Here is a 15,950-nt window from a genome sequence, read left to right as displayed (position 1 = left end):
GCGGATGGTGCTGTGGCAGGGAGGGGTTTATACGCCCGGCATAAACCTGCAATAGTGCATAAACCCCTTCCTCCCCTTCCCGAGGGAAGGAATCGCACAAGCCAGCGCTTTTCTGACATGAAATTCTAAAGCCTCATCACTCTCAACTCATATACGAACTCACATTACTGTAATCAATATTGGTTACGTTGCTGTAATCGGGTACAAAACTACCTTCATTGCTGATGGCCATATCCAACTCAAAGCTTGATGGGTATGGCGTATTCAACAAGCTGCCTTTAGGGATGTAAGGGAATAGCTCTCCGTAGGTTTGGATCTGGCTGTGGCTGATGCGGCGATAGATAAACATGCGGTGCAGATCGCAGGGTTTTACCAGGCCGGCGGCACCTATCATTTGTATGGCGCTACTTACCGTTTGGTTATGAAAATTGGCCACACGTACCTTTTTATCGTCGACCACCAGGCCGCGCATCAGGCTTTTGTCCTGCGTGGCTACACCGGTTGGACAAGTATTCATATTACATTCCAGCGCTTGTATACAGCCCAGGGCAAACATCATTCCGCGGGCGCTGTTGCACATATCGGCACCAAGAGCAAAATTCTTTACCAGGTCGAACCCGGTAGCCACCTTACCCGATGCGATGATCTTGATATATTTTTTAATGTCGAAACCGGTAAGCGCATCATAAATAAAGGCCAAGGCCTCGCGCAGGGGCATGCCTACGGAGTTCGAGAATTCCAGCGGTGCGGCTCCGGTACCACCCTCGCCCCCATCCACGGTAATAAAATCAGGATAAATACCTGTTTTAACCATGGCCTTGCATATCGCCAGAAACTCGCTCTTATGACCTACACAAAGCTTAAAACCAATGGGCTTACCACCCGACAGCTCGCGCAGCTTTTTGATGAACTGGGTTAAGCCGATAGGATCACTAAACGCGGTATGGTATGGCGGTGATACCACGTCCTGCCCCATCTCTACCAGCCTGATCCGCGCAATTTCTGGCGTAACCTTAGCAGCCGGCAATATCCCTCCGTGACCAGGCTTGGCTCCCTGCGACAGCTTGATCTCAATCATTTTTACCTGCGGCAAAACAGCGCGCTGGGCAAAAGCATCATAATCAATAGTACCATCAGTATGGCGACAACTGAAATAACCTGTGCCTATTTGCCATATAATATCGCCACCGGGTTTCAGGTGATAATCGCTCAAGCCACCTTCCCCGGTATTATGCGCGAAGTTGCCCAGCTTAGCGCCACCGTTCAGGGCCAGTATAGCATTCTCGCTCAGCGAACCAAAACTCATGGCCGATATATTATAAACGCTGGCCATATAAGGCTGCTTGCAATCGGGGCCACCTACCTTAACCCTTGGCGACAGATCAAGTTTGTGATGATCAATCGCCGCTATACTGTGATTAAGCCACTCGTAGCCATCTGCATACACATCCAGCTCGGTACCAAAGGGACGGGTATCATCAACCTTTTTGGCACGCTGATATATCACACTGCGGTTTTGGCGGTTGAAGGGCGTGCCATTGGTATCGCTCTCAATAAAATACTGGTATATTTTGGGGCGCAAATCCTCCATCAAAAAGCGCAGGTGACCAAACACGGGATAATTACGTACAATGCTGTGCTTTTTTTGGACCAGGTCATAAAAGCCTATCGCATAGATGGGCACCATGATCACGAACGACCAGGCAGCCGGTTTCCACAGTATTGTCCACCCGATGAGCGCGGCAAATATGATAATGAACGAGGTGATGAAAAGCTTCTTCATAAATAGATTATTTAATATAAAAATAACTCTTAAAGTTAAACATTAGCGCAATTGTATGGTTAAACTTGTACTTGATTGTCGGTGAATTGTAATGAAATAAAATTAGATGTTTAAACATCTAATTTGTTATTATCTTTGACTCAACAAAACAAATAAAAAAAATCATGGCAACAGAAACAGCAACAAAATGGGTTATCGACCCAATGCATTCAGAAGTACAATTTAAAGTAAAACATTTAGTTATATCAACCGTAAGCGGCTTTTTTAAAAGCTTTGAAGGCGAGATCATAACTGAAGGTGATGATTTTGACAATGCCGAAGTGGATTTTTCACTGGACATCAACAGCATCGACACCAACCAGAGCCAACGCGATGAGCACTTAAAAGGCGGCGAATTTTTTGACGCGGAAAAATATCCTAAGATCATCTTTAAATCAACCTCATTAACCAAAACTGACGATGAGGAATACGAATTAAAAGGTAACCTGACTATAAAAGACGTAACCAAACCGGTAACGCTTAGCGCCGAATTTGGTGGCTCTGCAGCCGATTTTTACGGTAACACCAAAGCAGGTTTTGAAATTTCTGGTAAAGTAAACCGCAAAGAATTTGGTTTAACCTGGGATGGCGTAACCGAAGCTGGTTCAGTTGTAGTTGGCGAAGACATCAAATTACTGATCAACATACAGTTGACCAAACAAGCTTAATTGTTTTAATACTGTTGCTGTGTTTTAACATTTAAAAGCCGGCGTTGTTGCCCAGGTAACAACCCGGTTTATTGAAACACTCAACAGGTTAAAATTGATGATGATGAAAGTCATTTGCCTTTGGCAAGTGACTTTTTTGTTTTAGATCCTGATTTAAGGAATAATAGGTCTTCTGTTTAGAGACTTACGAAGCTTTAAAAACTCCGTAAGTCTGACCGGCCTTTTGGCAACTAAGCTTCAATAATTCATTATATTAGGCTATCCCAAAAAGCCTCATGAAAAACTTACCTTATCTGTTACTGTTCATCTTATTTTCTGCTTGTACACACCCCTCAACAAAGGAAAAGAGCATTGCGAAAACTACAGACACTGTTCAAAAAGACACGATTATGCCGGGCGATAAAGATAGTGTTTTGATGGACGACAATGATCATAAAGCGACCAAAGGCGAGTTGAGAAAAATATTGAAAGAAAATCCGGAACTGAACGATGACGAATTTCCCCGAAACCCGGATATTATTTATTCTGGAAGAAGTAATGAAAGCACGCGTGATTATGGCAGTGAGGTTGGTCGGGACAATTATTACGTACTTTATGCTTACTTTTTGAAATTAAAAAATGGAGAAAAGAAGTATCATCAGCAAAGAGAAACCTTGATCAAAATTTATAATGACATTAATTTTATTCATCAAAAAATTAAGGGTGGCGGTACCTACTTTATTCATCAATACCCCAGAATCCTGGGGTATGCAGAATATTCAATATGGAAAGGCAAAGACCATGATTATTACACCCGGGAGTACGATATAACCAAACAAAAGGAATTATATATAAGCTCTTTACGACAAATAATCAATGACGAACTTAATGTAGATTTTGACTATCCGGAAAAAGAAAAACTCGAATTAAAAAAAGAACTTTCGGAGGCTACAGGCGAGATTAATAAATTAATAACCAATTACTTTTATTTAAAAATGGCTCAGGAGTTTGAATATTCTAACTATTGAACCCCGCCATTTTCCCATGTCCTTAAATTTTCGTATCTTTATACAAACAGCAGCCCGGTTCTCTTTTTATCAGAGAACCGGGCTGTTTAGTTAAGAGAAAAATAAGGCAAAAACAGCCTGAAAAATAGTTAGTTATTTGACAATCAATTATTTAATACTTTTTAAAGTTTTTAAAACTGCTCAAAACTGTGTTAAAATTTGTTAAAAAGTGTTAAAATCGATGTTTTTTGAGTGATTTTTGACCTGTTTTGAGCCGTTTTTGAGCAGAAAAGTGTTAAAATAAGAGGTTTAAAAAGTCTTCCTTATCCCCAAATGTTAAAATCTGTCTGCTGACATTTAGCACTCACCATTTTTAAACCAACTTATAGGTATATTTGTCTGTATATCATGCTTATTAAAATATATCCCGAAAATCCTAACCCTAAAGCTATAGAGCAGGTGGTTGAAGTATTACGCAAAGGTGGCCTCATCATATACCCTACTGATACCGTTTATGGTCTGGGTTGTGATATCACCAATCATAAAGCCATTGAAGCCATCTGCAAGATCAGGAACATCAAACCCGAAAAGGCTAATTTCTCCTTCATATGCTATGATCTGAGCCACATATCTGATTATATCAAACCAATTGACAATACTACCTTCAGGGTGCTTAAAAAGGCCTTACCGGGACCGTTCACCTTTATATTCAATGCCAGCCACATGGTGCCCAAGCTATTGAGCTCCAATAAAAAAACGGTAGGTATCCGGGTGCCGGATAATGAGATAGCCCGTGAAATCGTACGGGTTTTGGGTAATCCTATCCTATCTACTTCTATTAAGGATGATGATGATATTATAGAGTACTCCACCGATCCGGAACTGATCTACGAGAAATATGAGGACCTGGTTGACATCGTGATCGACGGTGGTTATGGGGATAACATCGCCTCTACCGTAGTTGACTGTACCGAAGGTGATTTCGAGATCATCCGTGAAGGTAAAGGGGATCTGGAATTGTATTTATAAGGGGGATAAAACAACAAAAAATGGCGTCATTGCGAGCGCAGCGTGGCAATCCCCTACCTACAGAGTGAACCTGCCTATTAGGGATTGCTTCGTTCCTCGCAATGACACGCGGATAAATGCCTATGGTCTGATACTCTGTATAAACGCTGGTATCTTTTCCATATAACCATCTTCGGCCAGCAGCTTAACGAATTTACTGCCCACAATGGCGCCATTGGCATATTCGCAGGCTTTTTTGAAAGTTGCATTGTCCGAGATACCAAAACCGATGATGGTTGGATTTTTAAGCTCCATGGCCTTAATACGCTTGTAGTAATCTTCTATACTATTAGTAAGCTGCAGGCTACCACCAGTTATAGACGATGACGACAACAGGTAAATAAAGCTATTACTCAGCTCATCAATTTTATGGATTCTATCAGGCGATGTTTGTGGCGTAACCAGGAATATATTGCTCAGGTTATTGTTGATAAAATGAGTTGAGTACAAGGCTTCGTACTCATACATGGGCAGGTCGGGTACAATAACGCCATCCACACCCAGTTCAGCTGCTTTTTTGCAGAAACGCTCAACGCCGTATTGTGCGATAGGGTTAAAATAACCCATCAACAAAATCGGAATGGTAACCCGTTTACGCAACTCGGTCAGCTCCTCAAACAGGTGGTTAAGGGTCATACCGTTTTCCAGCGCCTGTTCTGAGCTATGTTGTATGGTTGGCCCATCAGCTACCGGGTCGGAATACGGGAAACCCACTTCCAGGAAATCGGCGCCGGCTTTTTCCAAAGCTTCGGCAATATCAACCGTAGTGTTCAAAGCAGGATAACCCGCGGTATAATATATGGATAACAGGTTATCTTTCTTAGCTGCAAAAAGCTGGTTTAATCGGTTCATGGTGTAGCTTATAGTTGATGGTTCATTGTTCATGGTAATGATTGGTTTTATAGTTGACGGTTGCACATTGTTTTTGCTATGATCCATGAACTATTATCCATGAACTAATTAATAACCGAAATATTTGATAAACGTATCGAGATCTTTATCGCCACGGCCTGACAGGCAGATCACGACGTTATCTGTTGGATTAAATTTCATTTTTTCGAGCTGAGCCAGGGCATGTGATGACTCAATGGCCGGGATAATACCTTCCATTTGCGAGCAAAGTAAACCAGCCTTCATTGCTTCATCATCGGTAACACTTACGTAAAGGGCACGGTTTATTTTGTACAAGTGCGCATGCTGTGGACCAATTCCCGGATAATCCAATCCTGCCGAAATGGAATAAGGTTCAACCACCTGTCCATCGGGTGTTTGCATCAGGATGGTGCGGCTGCCATGCAGAACACCTTCGTGGCCCAAAAAGGTAGTAGCTGCCGAATGACCGCTATCAACGCCTTTACCGGCTGCTTCCACAGCTACCAGTTTAACCTGTTCATCATCTAAAAAATGATAAAACATTCCCATAGCATTACTACCACCACCTACACAGGCCAGTACATATTCGGGCAATTCTTTACCAGTATGCTCTACGAGTTGTTTTTTAGTTTCTTCGGATATGATCGATTGGAAACGGGCCACCATATCGGGATATGGGTACGGGCCAACTACCGAGCCGATAATGTAGTGCGTGTCAACCGGATTGGCTATCCAGTCGCGCAGGGCCTCGTTAGTAGCATCTTTAAGCGTTTTACTACCCGATGAGGCCGGCCTTACGGTAGCGCCCAACATTTTCATACGGGATACGTTAGGAGCCTGGCGGGCCATGTCAATTTCGCCCATGTACACTACGCATTCAATACCCATAAGGGCACATACGGTCGCGGTTGCTACACCATGCTGACCTGCACCTGTTTCGGCGATGATGCGTTTTTTACCCAGGCGTTTGGCCAGCAATATTTGCCCGATGGCATTGTTGATCTTGTGAGAGCCTGTATGGTTCAGATCCTCACGCTTAAAAAATATGTTAGCGCCATATTTTTCAGAGTACCTTTTGGCATGATACAAAGGCGATGGCCTGCCTACATAATTTTTGAGCAGATCATCAAACTCCGCCTTAAAATCGGGATCATTAATGATGTTGAGATATTGCTGTCTTAGTTCTTCGACGTTTGGATATAGCATTTCGGGGATGTAAGCACCGCCAAAATCGCCATAGTAACCATGTTCGTTAACTCCGTATTTCATCTGTAATAGTGTGTTTTTTGATGATATCAAATGCTTTTTCCAACTTGGGGATATTTTTCAAACCCGGTTCATCTTCAAACCGGCTGTTCAGGTCAACCGCGTAAAATTGCGGATGTGTTATATTTTTAACTTCTTCTATATTATCCAGGCTTATACCGCCGGATAAAAAGAAAGGAGTATCCAATGTATATTTATTCAAAATGTCCCAGTTAAATGCTTTACCAGAACCACCGTAAATCTTGGTTTTAGTATCGAACATAAAATAGTCTACATGACCGGCATAAGCAGTTAGTTTACTGAAGTCAAAGTCGTTATCAACACCAAAGGCTTTTATAACGGTCACCCTGCCTTTAAAAGCAGCCGCAAATTCCGGGCTTTCATCGCCATGCAGCTGTATGGTATCAAAACCATACTGATCGATCAATGAGCTAATGGCTTCGGTGGTTTCATTTACAAAAACCCCGGTTTTATGGATATTTCCTGGTATTGCCTGTAGCACCTCTGATGGCAAAGTATCAATATAGCGTGGTGACGGTCCGTAACAAATAAAGCCCATGTAATCCGGTTTTAAGGCGGCTACGGCTTTGATGTTTTCGGGCTGCTTTAGGCCACAAACTTTGATCTTCATGCTTAGTTCTGTAATAAAAGATTAAAACTATTCAATGCTTTTCCTTTTAACAGGGCTTCCTCTGCTTCATAATAGCAATCGGCAAAGCTTTTTTCAGGACCGATGGTTTTGATAGCCAGCGCCGCGTTTGAAAGCACCACGTTATTTTGGGCAAATGTGCCCTGATTGTTAAGTACATCGCTAAATATCTTAGCTGATGCAGCTACGGTATCGCCTCCGGTTATTTGTTTGGGATCCAATTTTTCAAAACCCAGTCCTTCAACCGTATTGATCTTTTCGCCTTCGGCCGAAAAAGTTTTGAAATCGCAGGTGAGTGAAATTTCGTCATAGCCTTCCAACGCATTTACTATGGTATATTTGGTGGTTGATTTTTGATAGAGATAGGCATAAACCCTCGCAAGCTCGAGGTTAAATACCCCAACCAGCTGATTCTCTGGCTTAGCCGGATTAACCAGGGGACCTAACATATTAAAAAATGTTTTTACTCCCAATTCTCGGCGTATAGGGGCCACCATTTTCATGGCTGGGTGAAACAAGGGCGCGTGTAAAAAGCAGATGTTTGCTTTATCGATACTGGTCTTCAATTTATCGGCATCATTAGTAAACTGATAACCCAGGTATTCTATCACGTTGGATGAACCACAACCCGATGATACCCCATAATTACCATGCTTAGCTACTTTATAGCCAGCACCAGCTACCACAAACGACGCCAGGGTTGATATATTGAAGGTATCCTTACCATCGCCACCTGTGCCGCAAAGATCTATCAGTTGACCAGTTTCCAGATCAATAGGTAAACAAAGCTCCAACATCGCGTCACGGAAGCCTTCCAATTCTTCAACGGTGATACTGCGCATGCAATATGCCGTCATAAAAGCTGCCATTTGCGAGTTATTGTACTGCCCCTGCGCAATGTTCGTCAAAATATTTTTTGAAGCTTCCCGGGTAAAGGTTTTGTGTTCAAAAAGATGATTTAGTATCTGTTTCATAAGCCAATATCTCCTAAAGGGGAGATTTTTATGATTAATTTTTATCCAACTTATCCCTCAAAAATTGAGGGCAACAAAAAAGGGTTACCTTATGGCAACCCTTCTGAATATTATGTTAAAAAACAAAAAACGGAATTGCCTTACGATTAATCGTTAAGCCACCACCAGTTATTGTTTAATACTATCATTTTCATTTGTGCCACAAATATGGAAATAGTTTTTCCTAAAAGCAAACAGAATGATAAATTTACGCAAAAGCCGAAAAGCTTACACTCCAAATGAACCATAACGCGCGAAAAGTAAATCCGGAAGATGACCTTGGCTTTGGCACACAGCCGGTTATAAAAAGCCAGCCGGTAATTAATAAAGACGGATCCATCAACGTAAAACGTACAGGCCTCCCCTTTTTTAACCGGTTAAACAGCTATCAAACCCTCATCAACATGAGCTGGACAAAATTCTGGCTGGTTGTTTTAAGCGGTTATTTGGTAGCCAACATCACCTTTGCCTGTATATACGTTGCCCTTGGGCCAGATAGCCTTGACGGTAAAAGCGGGAGCACTCTTTTTGACCATTTTATGGATGCCTTCTTTTTTTCGGCACAAACCATATCCACAGTTGGTTACGGACATATTAGTCCACAGGGGATGGCTGCCAATAGCGTGGCGGCGTTAGAGTCTATGATGGGCTTACTGGCCTTTGCTTTAGCTACGGGTTTACTTTACGGGCGTTTTTCAAAACCTACAGCCAAGATCAAATACAGCGAAAATATTCTTGTTGCCCCTTATAAAGGAGATAAAACCGGGCTCATGTTCAGGCTGGCCAACTCCAGGCATAACGTATTGATTGATTTGCATATAGAAGTAAATTTCTCTTATAACGAAGAGATAAATGGCAAAACAGAACGTAAATTTTATCCACTGGTACTCGAGCGTAAAGCAGTAAGTATATTATCAATTAACTGGACTGTAGTGCATCCTATTGATGATGATAGTCCGCTGAAAGATTTCACACGGGAAGATTTTGAAAAAGCCCAGGTAGTTTTCTCGGTATTATTAAGAATATTTGACGATACCTTTTCGCAAACTATCCATTCCCGTACTACCTATACTTATAAAGATATGGTGTGGGATGCCAAATTTAGGCCCACATTTGACCGCGACCCGGATGGACGGGTTGTATTGCACCTGGATAAGATCAATGATTTTGAGGTGTTGGGTGGTTAGTGTGCCCTGGGATTACCTAAATCTTGATTAAACGTATATTACAATGGAGCAAGAAATAAATTCTATCAGATTTAAGATCACAAATAAAATTCATGATTTAACTTTTCTGAAGATATTGAAATCTGAGGTAAAAAAACTTAAGTTAATTAAGGAATTAGAAATTGAACCGTTTACTATTTTTTCATTACCATTTCAATCTGAATATTGGTATATTAAATATACTCTTTTGAAAACTAAATGTTTTTACTTAAATGAAGAAGAGTTTGAAAGCTTTTATACTGAAGAATCTCTTAATATAATTTGGTTAAGCGTAACAGATGAAGAAAGCTTTATTTTAGATTGTATTGATGGCAAATGGTATCTTACTGTCGTAGAAAATGCTATTATAACAAATGGCTACTTTAAAAATCTCACTCTAATACCTATGTCTAAAACTTGAGACCTGGCTATATATCTCAATTATAAAAGAAAAATCCTGATAATCTCTTATCACGTAAATCACGGTTCAGACAAAAAGACACGTACGCAAAGGCTTTCCCACCATGCTTCGACAAGCTCAGAATGACACCCTCTATTAATTTACTCCTATCTCAGCAATGGATTTTTCTCTTTCGCGAAAACATTGTACACCATCTTATCCAAAAATGCCGGCAGAAACTTACTAATGGCTACCGTTAGTTTACCCTGCCTGGTCATGATGAGGGTACGTGAACGGTTTTCGATACCATCAGCAATGATCCTCGCCACCTCTTCGCTGCTCATCATCTTATTCTCGTCCATAGAGCTTTCGCCTTGCTGACTACCGTCTTTGGCCAAAGCAGTATTACGTATGTTTGATGCAGTAAAGCCTGGACAAGCCGTAAGTACATGAACGCCGGTTTTTAAATTCTCTACCCGCAATGAATCCAAAAAGCCGTTCATCGCGAATTTGGATGCCGAATAGCCTGTACGGCCAGGCAAGCCCTTATATCCGGCTATGGATGATATACCCACTACGCTGCCTTTGGTCTTTAAGATTTCGGGTAAGGCATATTTGGTACAGTATACCGTTCCCCAAAAATTAACATCCATCAGGCTCTTTAATACTTTCAGATCAGCATCCTGAAACAAGGCTCGCATCGAAATACCCGCATTGTTGATCAGTACATCTATTTTACCAAAAGTGGTTAATGCCTGTTTGATCAGGTGTTCGCAATCCTCCTCAATGGCTACATCGCACTGTACGGCAAGGGCTTTAATGTTGTATTGCTTTTCCAGATCCTGTGCTATTTCGCAAAGGGTGACATACTGGCGGGCAGCCAATACTACATTTGCCCCGCGTTTTGCACATTCAATAGCCAGTGATTTGCCAATGCCCGATGAGGCGCCGGTGATGATAACAATTTTATTATTCAACTTCATACGATGGAGGGTAAAGCTGCGGTAAGCCCTCCACTTTTATTTCGGGCACCTTAAACAAGTATTTCGTGGCGAATATAATCATAGCACCATAAAATTCCCTGATATAAGCATAGCTAAATTTAGCTTTACCCCTTGTATTAAAGTTGATGATATATGTTTTTGGAAAATAGTAATTTTTGAACCCGGTAAGCCTTACCCGGTACGACAGGTCGATATCGTACCCGTAAATATGGAAACGTTCGTCCAGCAAACCGGCCAGGTTAAGGGCCTCTTTACGGTACAGCATAAAAGCGCCATTCAGCACATCAGTTTCGGAAGTTTGAAACTCTTCTACCCAGTCTTTACGCTGCACATCGGTCAGGCGCGACTTTGAAAAATATTTAGCCAGCCCGGTCAGTTTAAAAAATATGCCCCAGGGCCTGGTAAAGCCATGTTTCGACTCTTTGAGGAAACGACCTTCAGGTGTGATCATGCGTACGCCAAGTCCACCGGAATCGGTATGCATATCCATAAATTCCAGCGTTTTCTCTATGGTCTTTTTGCCTGTAATAGTATCCGCACTGACCATTAAAACATACTCTCCCGAAACCAGTTTCAAGGCCTGGTTATAGGCCCTGGCTATACCTTCGTTTTTGGCATTAGCTATCACACTAACCTCCGGAAACTCTTCCTGGATCATAGCCAACGACCGGTCAGTTGAACCATTATCAACCACAAAAACCTCATTCGCGATGTCCTGGGCGGCTCTTACCACAGAGTTAAGTGCCAGCCGGAGCATGTTGCAGGTATTATAATTAACAATGATAACCGATAGTTTCATTTTTTACTTTGTCAGTGAGTTTTCATACGGAACACGTGTAGCGATAGATCGCCCTAAGGTAATCTCATCAACGTACTCCAACTCACCTCCAAAAGCTATGCCACGGGCAATGGTTGAGATAGTAATATTAAAGTTTTTTACTCTTTTATGAAGATAGAACAAGGTAGTGTCGCCTTCCATGGTTGCGCTGAGGGCAAAAATGATCTCTTTGGTCTCATTAGCCTTCAGTCGTTCCACTAAAGTATCCACCTGCAGATCTGATGGCCCGATGCCGTCCATAGGCGATATCAAGCCGCCCAGTACATGGTAAACGCCATTGTATTGGTTGGTGTTTTCAATAGCCATAACGTCGCGGGTATCCTCTACCACGCATATCAGGCTATGGTCGCGTTTATGCGAGGAGCAGATCTCACATACCGATTGGTCTGAGATGTTATGACAAACGCTGCAAAACTGTATCTCGTTACGTAACTTACTGATAGTCTTACTAAACTGCTCCACATCCTGCTTATCCTGATTCAATAAATGCAGTACCAGGCGCAAGGCGGTTTTTTGTCCTACTCCCGGCAGTTTGGCAAACTCCGCTACGGCATTCTCCAGCAATTTGGACGAAAAATTCATAGCACGAAGTTAATGAATAACCCGCAATTCAGAAAAACCGGGCATACCCTCAATTTGGCTTTAAAGTAGTCATGAAAAACCGGTAGGCAATTTCGCTAACCTCCTGTAATTCAGCCGGACGCTCATGGGCCAATTGCGGCCTGGTATAATGCCCGCGCTCACCGGGCAGAACAATGAGTTTATTTGCTGTTGGGATGTTTTGGGCATAATATTCCGCATTTAGTTCCTTTGGAGCTATCAGGTCGGCGTCACCCACTACAATTTGAACGGGCACGGTGATACTATGCAAACTCTCCTTACTGAAGGCATGCCCGATAGCCGGACCCAGCACGAAAACAGCTTTGATACGCCCATCCCGAAACGAATCTCCCTGGTGCTTAGTGGATTGTAGCATCACAGGATCGGTTTTAGACAGGGCTATGAGCCGGTTGATGGCCTCGCGGATCTGGGCAGGTGGTTCGGGCTCGCTTTTGACCAGGCTGTCCAGGTTAAATATAGGACCGGCAAGCCATATGGCCGTTGCGCCGCCCAGCGAAAAGCCTGCCACAGCAATTCTGCCGGTATCTATTCTTGTTTTGAACTCCCTGTCGATCAGTATTTTATCCAGCACTACCGATATATCCCGGGGACGTTCCCACATGCAGAAATCAGACAGGCTGCGGTCGTTTTCGGTTGTGCGACGTTCTTCGGGGTTGGTGCCGTTATGGGCCACTGCTACCGCTATAAAGCCCCTGGCGGCCAGGTAATAGCCCAGCCAGCGCATTTGTACCGGGTTGCCCTGCGCGCCATGCGAGATCATGATGAGTGGGTATTTACCCTTCCCCGCTATGGCAACATTACGGTATACTGCTACCGGAGATGCAAACTGCTGTGGATCATCTACTTGCTCCACCACTCCTCCACTACCCGCCGGGTACCAGATCATGGTGCGGAGCGGCCGCGGACCGGTGCCCAGCCAGTTGCTGCGGGTGCTATCGGCAAAATCGCGGGTGGTGGTGCCCACTTTGGCGGGTTTCACCGCGGCTGTTTGTGCATGGGTTATTTGGGCGCCTATCAGCAGGCATAAAACAAGTAGTATATTCTTCATTGATCCGTGGCGGAGAATTTTAATTTTTCCTTGTCCAAATATCCGGTGACAGATTGGTGATCCGTTTGACAAAAGTCAATAAATGAAATTTGTTAAAATTGGTGCCTGGGGACTTTTTAAACCTCAAATTTTAACACTTTTTTAGCCAAAACAGGGCAAAAACGTTCAAAAATTCATTCAAAACCATCGATTTTAACACTTTTTAACAAATTTTAACACGATTTTGAGCAGTTTTAAAAACTTTAAAAAGTATTAAATAATTGATTGTCAAATAACTAACTATTTTTCAGGCTGTTTTTGCCTTATTTTTCTCTTAACTAAACAGCCCGGTTACCTTACAAAAAGGTAACCGGGCTGGTGGTTTTATAAATATACGGAATTTTTGTGAGATGGGCAAAGGGGGTGGTGTCTAGGGGCGATCGCAAATAAATGGCTTACTGTAACACAACCGTAATCCAATTAATTATTTCTTATTTTTATCTAAAACCCGACGGATCAACAGATTACCAAAAATGAATGATATTAAAGTACAATGTAGGTATAATTAAAAATAAACATGTCTTTTTACACATTTAAAAATGAACAAGGAGCCCTTGATTCATTTATGAAAGCATACTTTCTTCAAAAAACCATAACCGTTCCTGATAGTCCCCTTAAGGATTTGAAAGATAAATCAATTCGTATTTGCCGTTTTTGTGGAGTCTCAAACGATAAAGATGTTTTTGGAAAAGATGCTCATTTGATCCCACATTTGTTAGGCAACCGCTATCTTCTTAATGATTTTGAATGTGATCGATGTAATGGAATCTTCGCCAAATATGAAACGGACTTGGCAGATTATTTAGCTATAGAACGTGTTGTTTCAGGTACAAAAGGAAAGAAAAGATTTCCTAAAATAGAACATTCTGAAAAAAGTATTAAATGGAATAACGATATAGATAATCAGGGAATTCAAGTAGATGGGGTTTCGGGCTCTGATATTGTTATTGATAAAGAAAATGAAAAAATCGTAACTCAATTTAAATTGAGTTATATTCCATTACAAGTTTATAAAGCGCTACTAAAAATTGCTCTTTCTACATTGGGAGAGGAGGAAGTTAAATTATACAACGTAGCTATTAATTTTTTATTTGATAACAAAGACTTAGACAGATTTAAAGATTTTGCTAAAGTTTTAAGATACGACATAGACTCAACACATAGAGTTTCAAACCCAATGTGTATTCTTTTTAAGAAAATCAATTTACGTGATAAAATCCCTGCGCACTTCTTCTTCCTATATTATGAAAATATAATTTTTTGCTTTCCATTACCTTATAACCTTTTAGATATAAAAGTTGGTTGTTATGACCCTATGCAGGTTTTGGTGCCTCCCCCACTTTTATTTTCTCCGCCTGCAGGTGGAGACTCTTTTAAAAAAGAATTTCAGGATCTTTCATTTCCAGAAAAATTTAGTCAAACAACTGATATTTCATTAAATATTTCAATGGAATCATTACTTGAAATTTGGCGCCAACATCCTTCTTCCGATCCAAATGCAGATGTTTCAGAATTAAAATTAACAGGCTATGTTTTTGCTCCAAATTCTAAAAAACTACCATAATTTTATGATACCTCAGCTACCGCAAGCGTCCTCATCATATAACAAACCTCTCCACACGTCATTGCGAGGTACGAAGCAATCTCTACATAGGCAGGTCAATCGGAAAAGTTCGCTCTGTACAGCATAGAGATTGCTTCGTACCTCGCAATGACGCGTGTTTATTTATTGTTACTCTCCAGTCTTAATCTCTACTTATGCAGGTCAATCAGAAAAGTTCGCTCTGTATAGCTTAGAGATTGCTTCGTACCTCGCAATGACGCGTGTTTATTTATTAGCATCAGTTCAACATCATCTTACATAAACAGGTCAATCAGAAAAGTTCGCCCTGTATAGCTTAAAGATTGCTTCGTACCTCGCAATGACGTGTAGGACTAAAGGGAATTAATTTTTTAATTTGCAATATGGTATTTGCAAGAGGAGGCTGCGTTTACATCATGACTAATAAGTTGCATACGGTTTTATACGTTGGGGTAACTTCTGATATTATTGGCCGTGTGTGGGAGCATAGAAATAAAGTACACCCTAATAGCTTTACCAGCAGATACAATTGTGATAAGTTGGTTTATTATTTATTCTACCCACATATAGAGGAGGCTATCGCCGCGGAGAAATTAATTAAAGGCAATAACCGGGATTATAAAAAGCAACTTGTTAATTCCTTAAACCAGGAATGGCAAGATCTTTATGATTCGCTGTTGGAGGAAAGTTCCAGCTAATCAAATCACAAGCCCGTCACTTGCGGGTACAAGAGTTTCAATAACCCCACCAGCCAAATCCAGCCAACATTATTACCGGTTAGCATTATTTCAACGATACATAAGGGTAATTCAACGGACAGATTCTCCTTTCTGCCGTTTTTGCCTGCCCGAAACCGGGTATCGCTTAT

The 15,950-nt window shown here is 41.7% G+C and carries 16 protein-coding genes; 7 read left to right on the top strand and 9 right to left on the bottom strand.

The genetic code is table 11. The features are described 5' to 3' along the window. Positions 1–142: 142 nt before the first annotated feature. Positions 143–1,783, bottom strand: coding sequence for an FMN-binding glutamate synthase family protein (locus AC57BQ_RS02840; RefSeq protein ID WP_496404832.1), 1,641 nt, complete (start codon positions 1,781–1,783; stop codon positions 143–145). 164 nt (positions 1,784–1,947) lie between these two features. Here AC57BQ_RS02840 and AC57BQ_RS02835 point away from each other — a divergent pair, with 164 nt between their 5' ends. From AC57BQ_RS02835 to AC57BQ_RS02825, 3 genes are all read left to right on the top strand, one after another. Next, entirely contained in the window at positions 1,948–2,490 is a 543-nt protein-coding gene (locus tag AC57BQ_RS02835) for a YceI family protein (protein WP_496404831.1), read from the top strand. A gap of 275 nt (positions 2,491–2,765) precedes the next feature. Continuing rightward, positions 2,766–3,497 (top strand): hypothetical protein, encoded by a 732-nt coding sequence (locus AC57BQ_RS02830; RefSeq protein ID WP_496404830.1) that lies wholly within the window; start codon positions 2,766–2,768, stop codon positions 3,495–3,497. 387 nt (positions 3,498–3,884) lie between these two features. Beyond that, positions 3,885–4,505 (top strand): L-threonylcarbamoyladenylate synthase, encoded by a 621-nt coding sequence (locus tag AC57BQ_RS02825; protein ID WP_076373558.1) that lies wholly within the window; start codon positions 3,885–3,887, stop codon positions 4,503–4,505. Positions 4,506–4,625: 120 nt separating this feature from the next. Here AC57BQ_RS02825 and trpA read toward each other — a convergent pair whose 3' ends face one another. The 4 genes from trpA to trpD all read right to left on the bottom strand — a co-directional run bounded on the left by trpA (position 4,626) and on the right by trpD (position 8,306). Beyond that, entirely contained in the window at positions 4,626–5,396 is a 771-nt protein-coding gene (trpA, locus tag AC57BQ_RS02820) for a tryptophan synthase subunit alpha (protein WP_496409452.1), read from the bottom strand. 108 nt (positions 5,397–5,504) lie between these two features. After that, positions 5,505–6,686 carry a tryptophan synthase subunit beta gene (trpB, locus tag AC57BQ_RS02815; RefSeq protein WP_496404829.1) on the bottom strand — a complete coding sequence of 394 codons (1,182 nt, stop codon included), beginning with the start codon at positions 6,684–6,686 and terminating at the stop codon, positions 5,505–5,507. Further along, positions 6,670–7,314, bottom strand: a complete 645-nt coding sequence (locus AC57BQ_RS02810; protein ID WP_496404828.1) for a phosphoribosylanthranilate isomerase — start codon at positions 7,312–7,314, stop codon at positions 6,670–6,672. The genes trpB and AC57BQ_RS02810 overlap by 17 nt, the downstream gene beginning before the upstream one ends. Positions 7,315–7,316: 2 nt before the next feature. Then, the gene (gene trpD / locus AC57BQ_RS02805) at positions 7,317–8,306 is read right to left on the bottom strand and encodes an anthranilate phosphoribosyltransferase (protein ID WP_496404827.1); all 990 of its coding nucleotides are present in this window, start codon (positions 8,304–8,306) and stop codon (positions 7,317–7,319) included. 278 nt (positions 8,307–8,584) lie between these two features. Between trpD and AC57BQ_RS02800 the strand changes: the two genes are divergently transcribed. Both AC57BQ_RS02800 and AC57BQ_RS02795 read left to right on the top strand, forming a co-directional pair. Continuing rightward, positions 8,585–9,532 carry an ion channel gene (locus tag AC57BQ_RS02800; protein ID WP_496404826.1) on the top strand — a complete coding sequence of 316 codons (948 nt, stop codon included), beginning with the start codon at positions 8,585–8,587 and terminating at the stop codon, positions 9,530–9,532. A gap of 43 nt (positions 9,533–9,575) precedes the next feature. Then, positions 9,576–9,971, top strand: a complete 396-nt coding sequence (locus AC57BQ_RS02795; protein WP_496404825.1) for a hypothetical protein — start codon at positions 9,576–9,578, stop codon at positions 9,969–9,971. Positions 9,972–10,117: 146 nt separating this feature from the next. On the opposite strand, the gene AC57BQ_RS02790 is transcribed toward AC57BQ_RS02795, so the two are convergent. The 4 genes from AC57BQ_RS02790 to AC57BQ_RS02775 are packed head-to-tail and all read right to left on the bottom strand — an operon-like array spanning position 10,118 to position 13,461. Continuing rightward, positions 10,118–10,933 (bottom strand): SDR family oxidoreductase, encoded by an 816-nt coding sequence (locus AC57BQ_RS02790; RefSeq protein WP_496404824.1) that lies wholly within the window; start codon positions 10,931–10,933, stop codon positions 10,118–10,120. Then, positions 10,920–11,753 (bottom strand): glycosyltransferase family 2 protein, encoded by an 834-nt coding sequence (locus AC57BQ_RS02785; protein WP_496404823.1) that lies wholly within the window; start codon positions 11,751–11,753, stop codon positions 10,920–10,922. The genes AC57BQ_RS02790 and AC57BQ_RS02785 overlap by 14 nt, the downstream gene beginning before the upstream one ends. A gap of 3 nt (positions 11,754–11,756) precedes the next feature. Continuing rightward, on the bottom strand, positions 11,757–12,374 hold the full coding sequence (gene recR / locus AC57BQ_RS02780) for a recombination mediator RecR (protein WP_496404822.1): 618 nt from the start codon (positions 12,372–12,374) through the stop codon (positions 11,757–11,759). 49 nt (positions 12,375–12,423) lie between these two features. Then, complete coding sequence (locus AC57BQ_RS02775; RefSeq protein ID WP_496404821.1) at positions 12,424–13,461, bottom strand: alpha/beta hydrolase family protein; 1,038 nt, start codon at positions 13,459–13,461, stop codon at positions 12,424–12,426. Positions 13,462–14,017: 556 nt separating this feature from the next. Here AC57BQ_RS02775 and AC57BQ_RS02770 point away from each other — a divergent pair. Together AC57BQ_RS02770 and AC57BQ_RS02765 are read left to right on the top strand one after the other, a co-directional pair. After that, positions 14,018–15,064 (top strand): HNH endonuclease, encoded by a 1,047-nt coding sequence (locus AC57BQ_RS02770; protein WP_496404820.1) that lies wholly within the window; start codon positions 14,018–14,020, stop codon positions 15,062–15,064. 401 nt (positions 15,065–15,465) lie between these two features. Then, positions 15,466–15,780: a GIY-YIG nuclease family protein gene (locus AC57BQ_RS02765; RefSeq protein ID WP_496404819.1), complete on the top strand. Its 315-nt coding sequence runs from the start codon at positions 15,466–15,468 to the stop codon at positions 15,778–15,780. The last annotated feature ends 170 nt before the right edge of the window (positions 15,781–15,950 follow it).

The organism is Mucilaginibacter sp. BGA-UO-ETr-C110, assembly GCF_059567985.1.
This window is presented reverse-complemented; position numbering and strand designations above follow the sequence as displayed.

What these genes read in the sequence shown, in the direction of transcription:
- trpB (WP_496404829.1), bottom strand. Translation starts at nt 6,686, where the DNA reads ATGAAATACGGAGTTAACGAACATGGTTACTATGGCGATTTTGGCGGT.
- AC57BQ_RS02765 (WP_496404819.1), top strand. Translation starts at nt 15,466, where the DNA reads ATGGTATTTGCAAGAGGAGGCTGCGTTTACATCATGACTAATAAGTTG.
- recR (WP_496404822.1), bottom strand. Translation starts at nt 12,374, where the DNA reads ATGAATTTTTCGTCCAAATTGCTGGAGAATGCCGTAGCGGAGTTTGCC.
- trpD (WP_496404827.1), bottom strand. Translation starts at nt 8,306, where the DNA reads ATGAAACAGATACTAAATCATCTTTTTGAACACAAAACCTTTACCCGG.
- AC57BQ_RS02810 (WP_496404828.1), bottom strand. Translation starts at nt 7,314, where the DNA reads ATGAAGATCAAAGTTTGTGGCCTAAAGCAGCCCGAAAACATCAAAGCC.
- AC57BQ_RS02825 (WP_076373558.1), top strand. Translation starts at nt 3,885, where the DNA reads ATGCTTATTAAAATATATCCCGAAAATCCTAACCCTAAAGCTATAGAG.
- AC57BQ_RS02840 (WP_496404832.1), bottom strand. Translation starts at nt 1,783, where the DNA reads ATGAAGAAGCTTTTCATCACCTCGTTCATTATCATATTTGCCGCGCTC.
- AC57BQ_RS02800 (WP_496404826.1), top strand. Translation starts at nt 8,585, where the DNA reads ATGAACCATAACGCGCGAAAAGTAAATCCGGAAGATGACCTTGGCTTT.
- AC57BQ_RS02795 (WP_496404825.1), top strand. Translation starts at nt 9,576, where the DNA reads ATGGAGCAAGAAATAAATTCTATCAGATTTAAGATCACAAATAAAATT.
- AC57BQ_RS02775 (WP_496404821.1), bottom strand. Translation starts at nt 13,461, where the DNA reads ATGAAGAATATACTACTTGTTTTATGCCTGCTGATAGGCGCCCAAATA.
- trpA (WP_496409452.1), bottom strand. Translation starts at nt 5,396, where the DNA reads ATGAACCGATTAAACCAGCTTTTTGCAGCTAAGAAAGATAACCTGTTA.
- AC57BQ_RS02835 (WP_496404831.1), top strand. Translation starts at nt 1,948, where the DNA reads ATGGCAACAGAAACAGCAACAAAATGGGTTATCGACCCAATGCATTCA.
- AC57BQ_RS02830 (WP_496404830.1), top strand. Translation starts at nt 2,766, where the DNA reads ATGAAAAACTTACCTTATCTGTTACTGTTCATCTTATTTTCTGCTTGT.
- AC57BQ_RS02785 (WP_496404823.1), bottom strand. Translation starts at nt 11,753, where the DNA reads ATGAAACTATCGGTTATCATTGTTAATTATAATACCTGCAACATGCTC.
- AC57BQ_RS02790 (WP_496404824.1), bottom strand. Translation starts at nt 10,933, where the DNA reads ATGAAGTTGAATAATAAAATTGTTATCATCACCGGCGCCTCATCGGGC.
- AC57BQ_RS02770 (WP_496404820.1), top strand. Translation starts at nt 14,018, where the DNA reads ATGTCTTTTTACACATTTAAAAATGAACAAGGAGCCCTTGATTCATTT.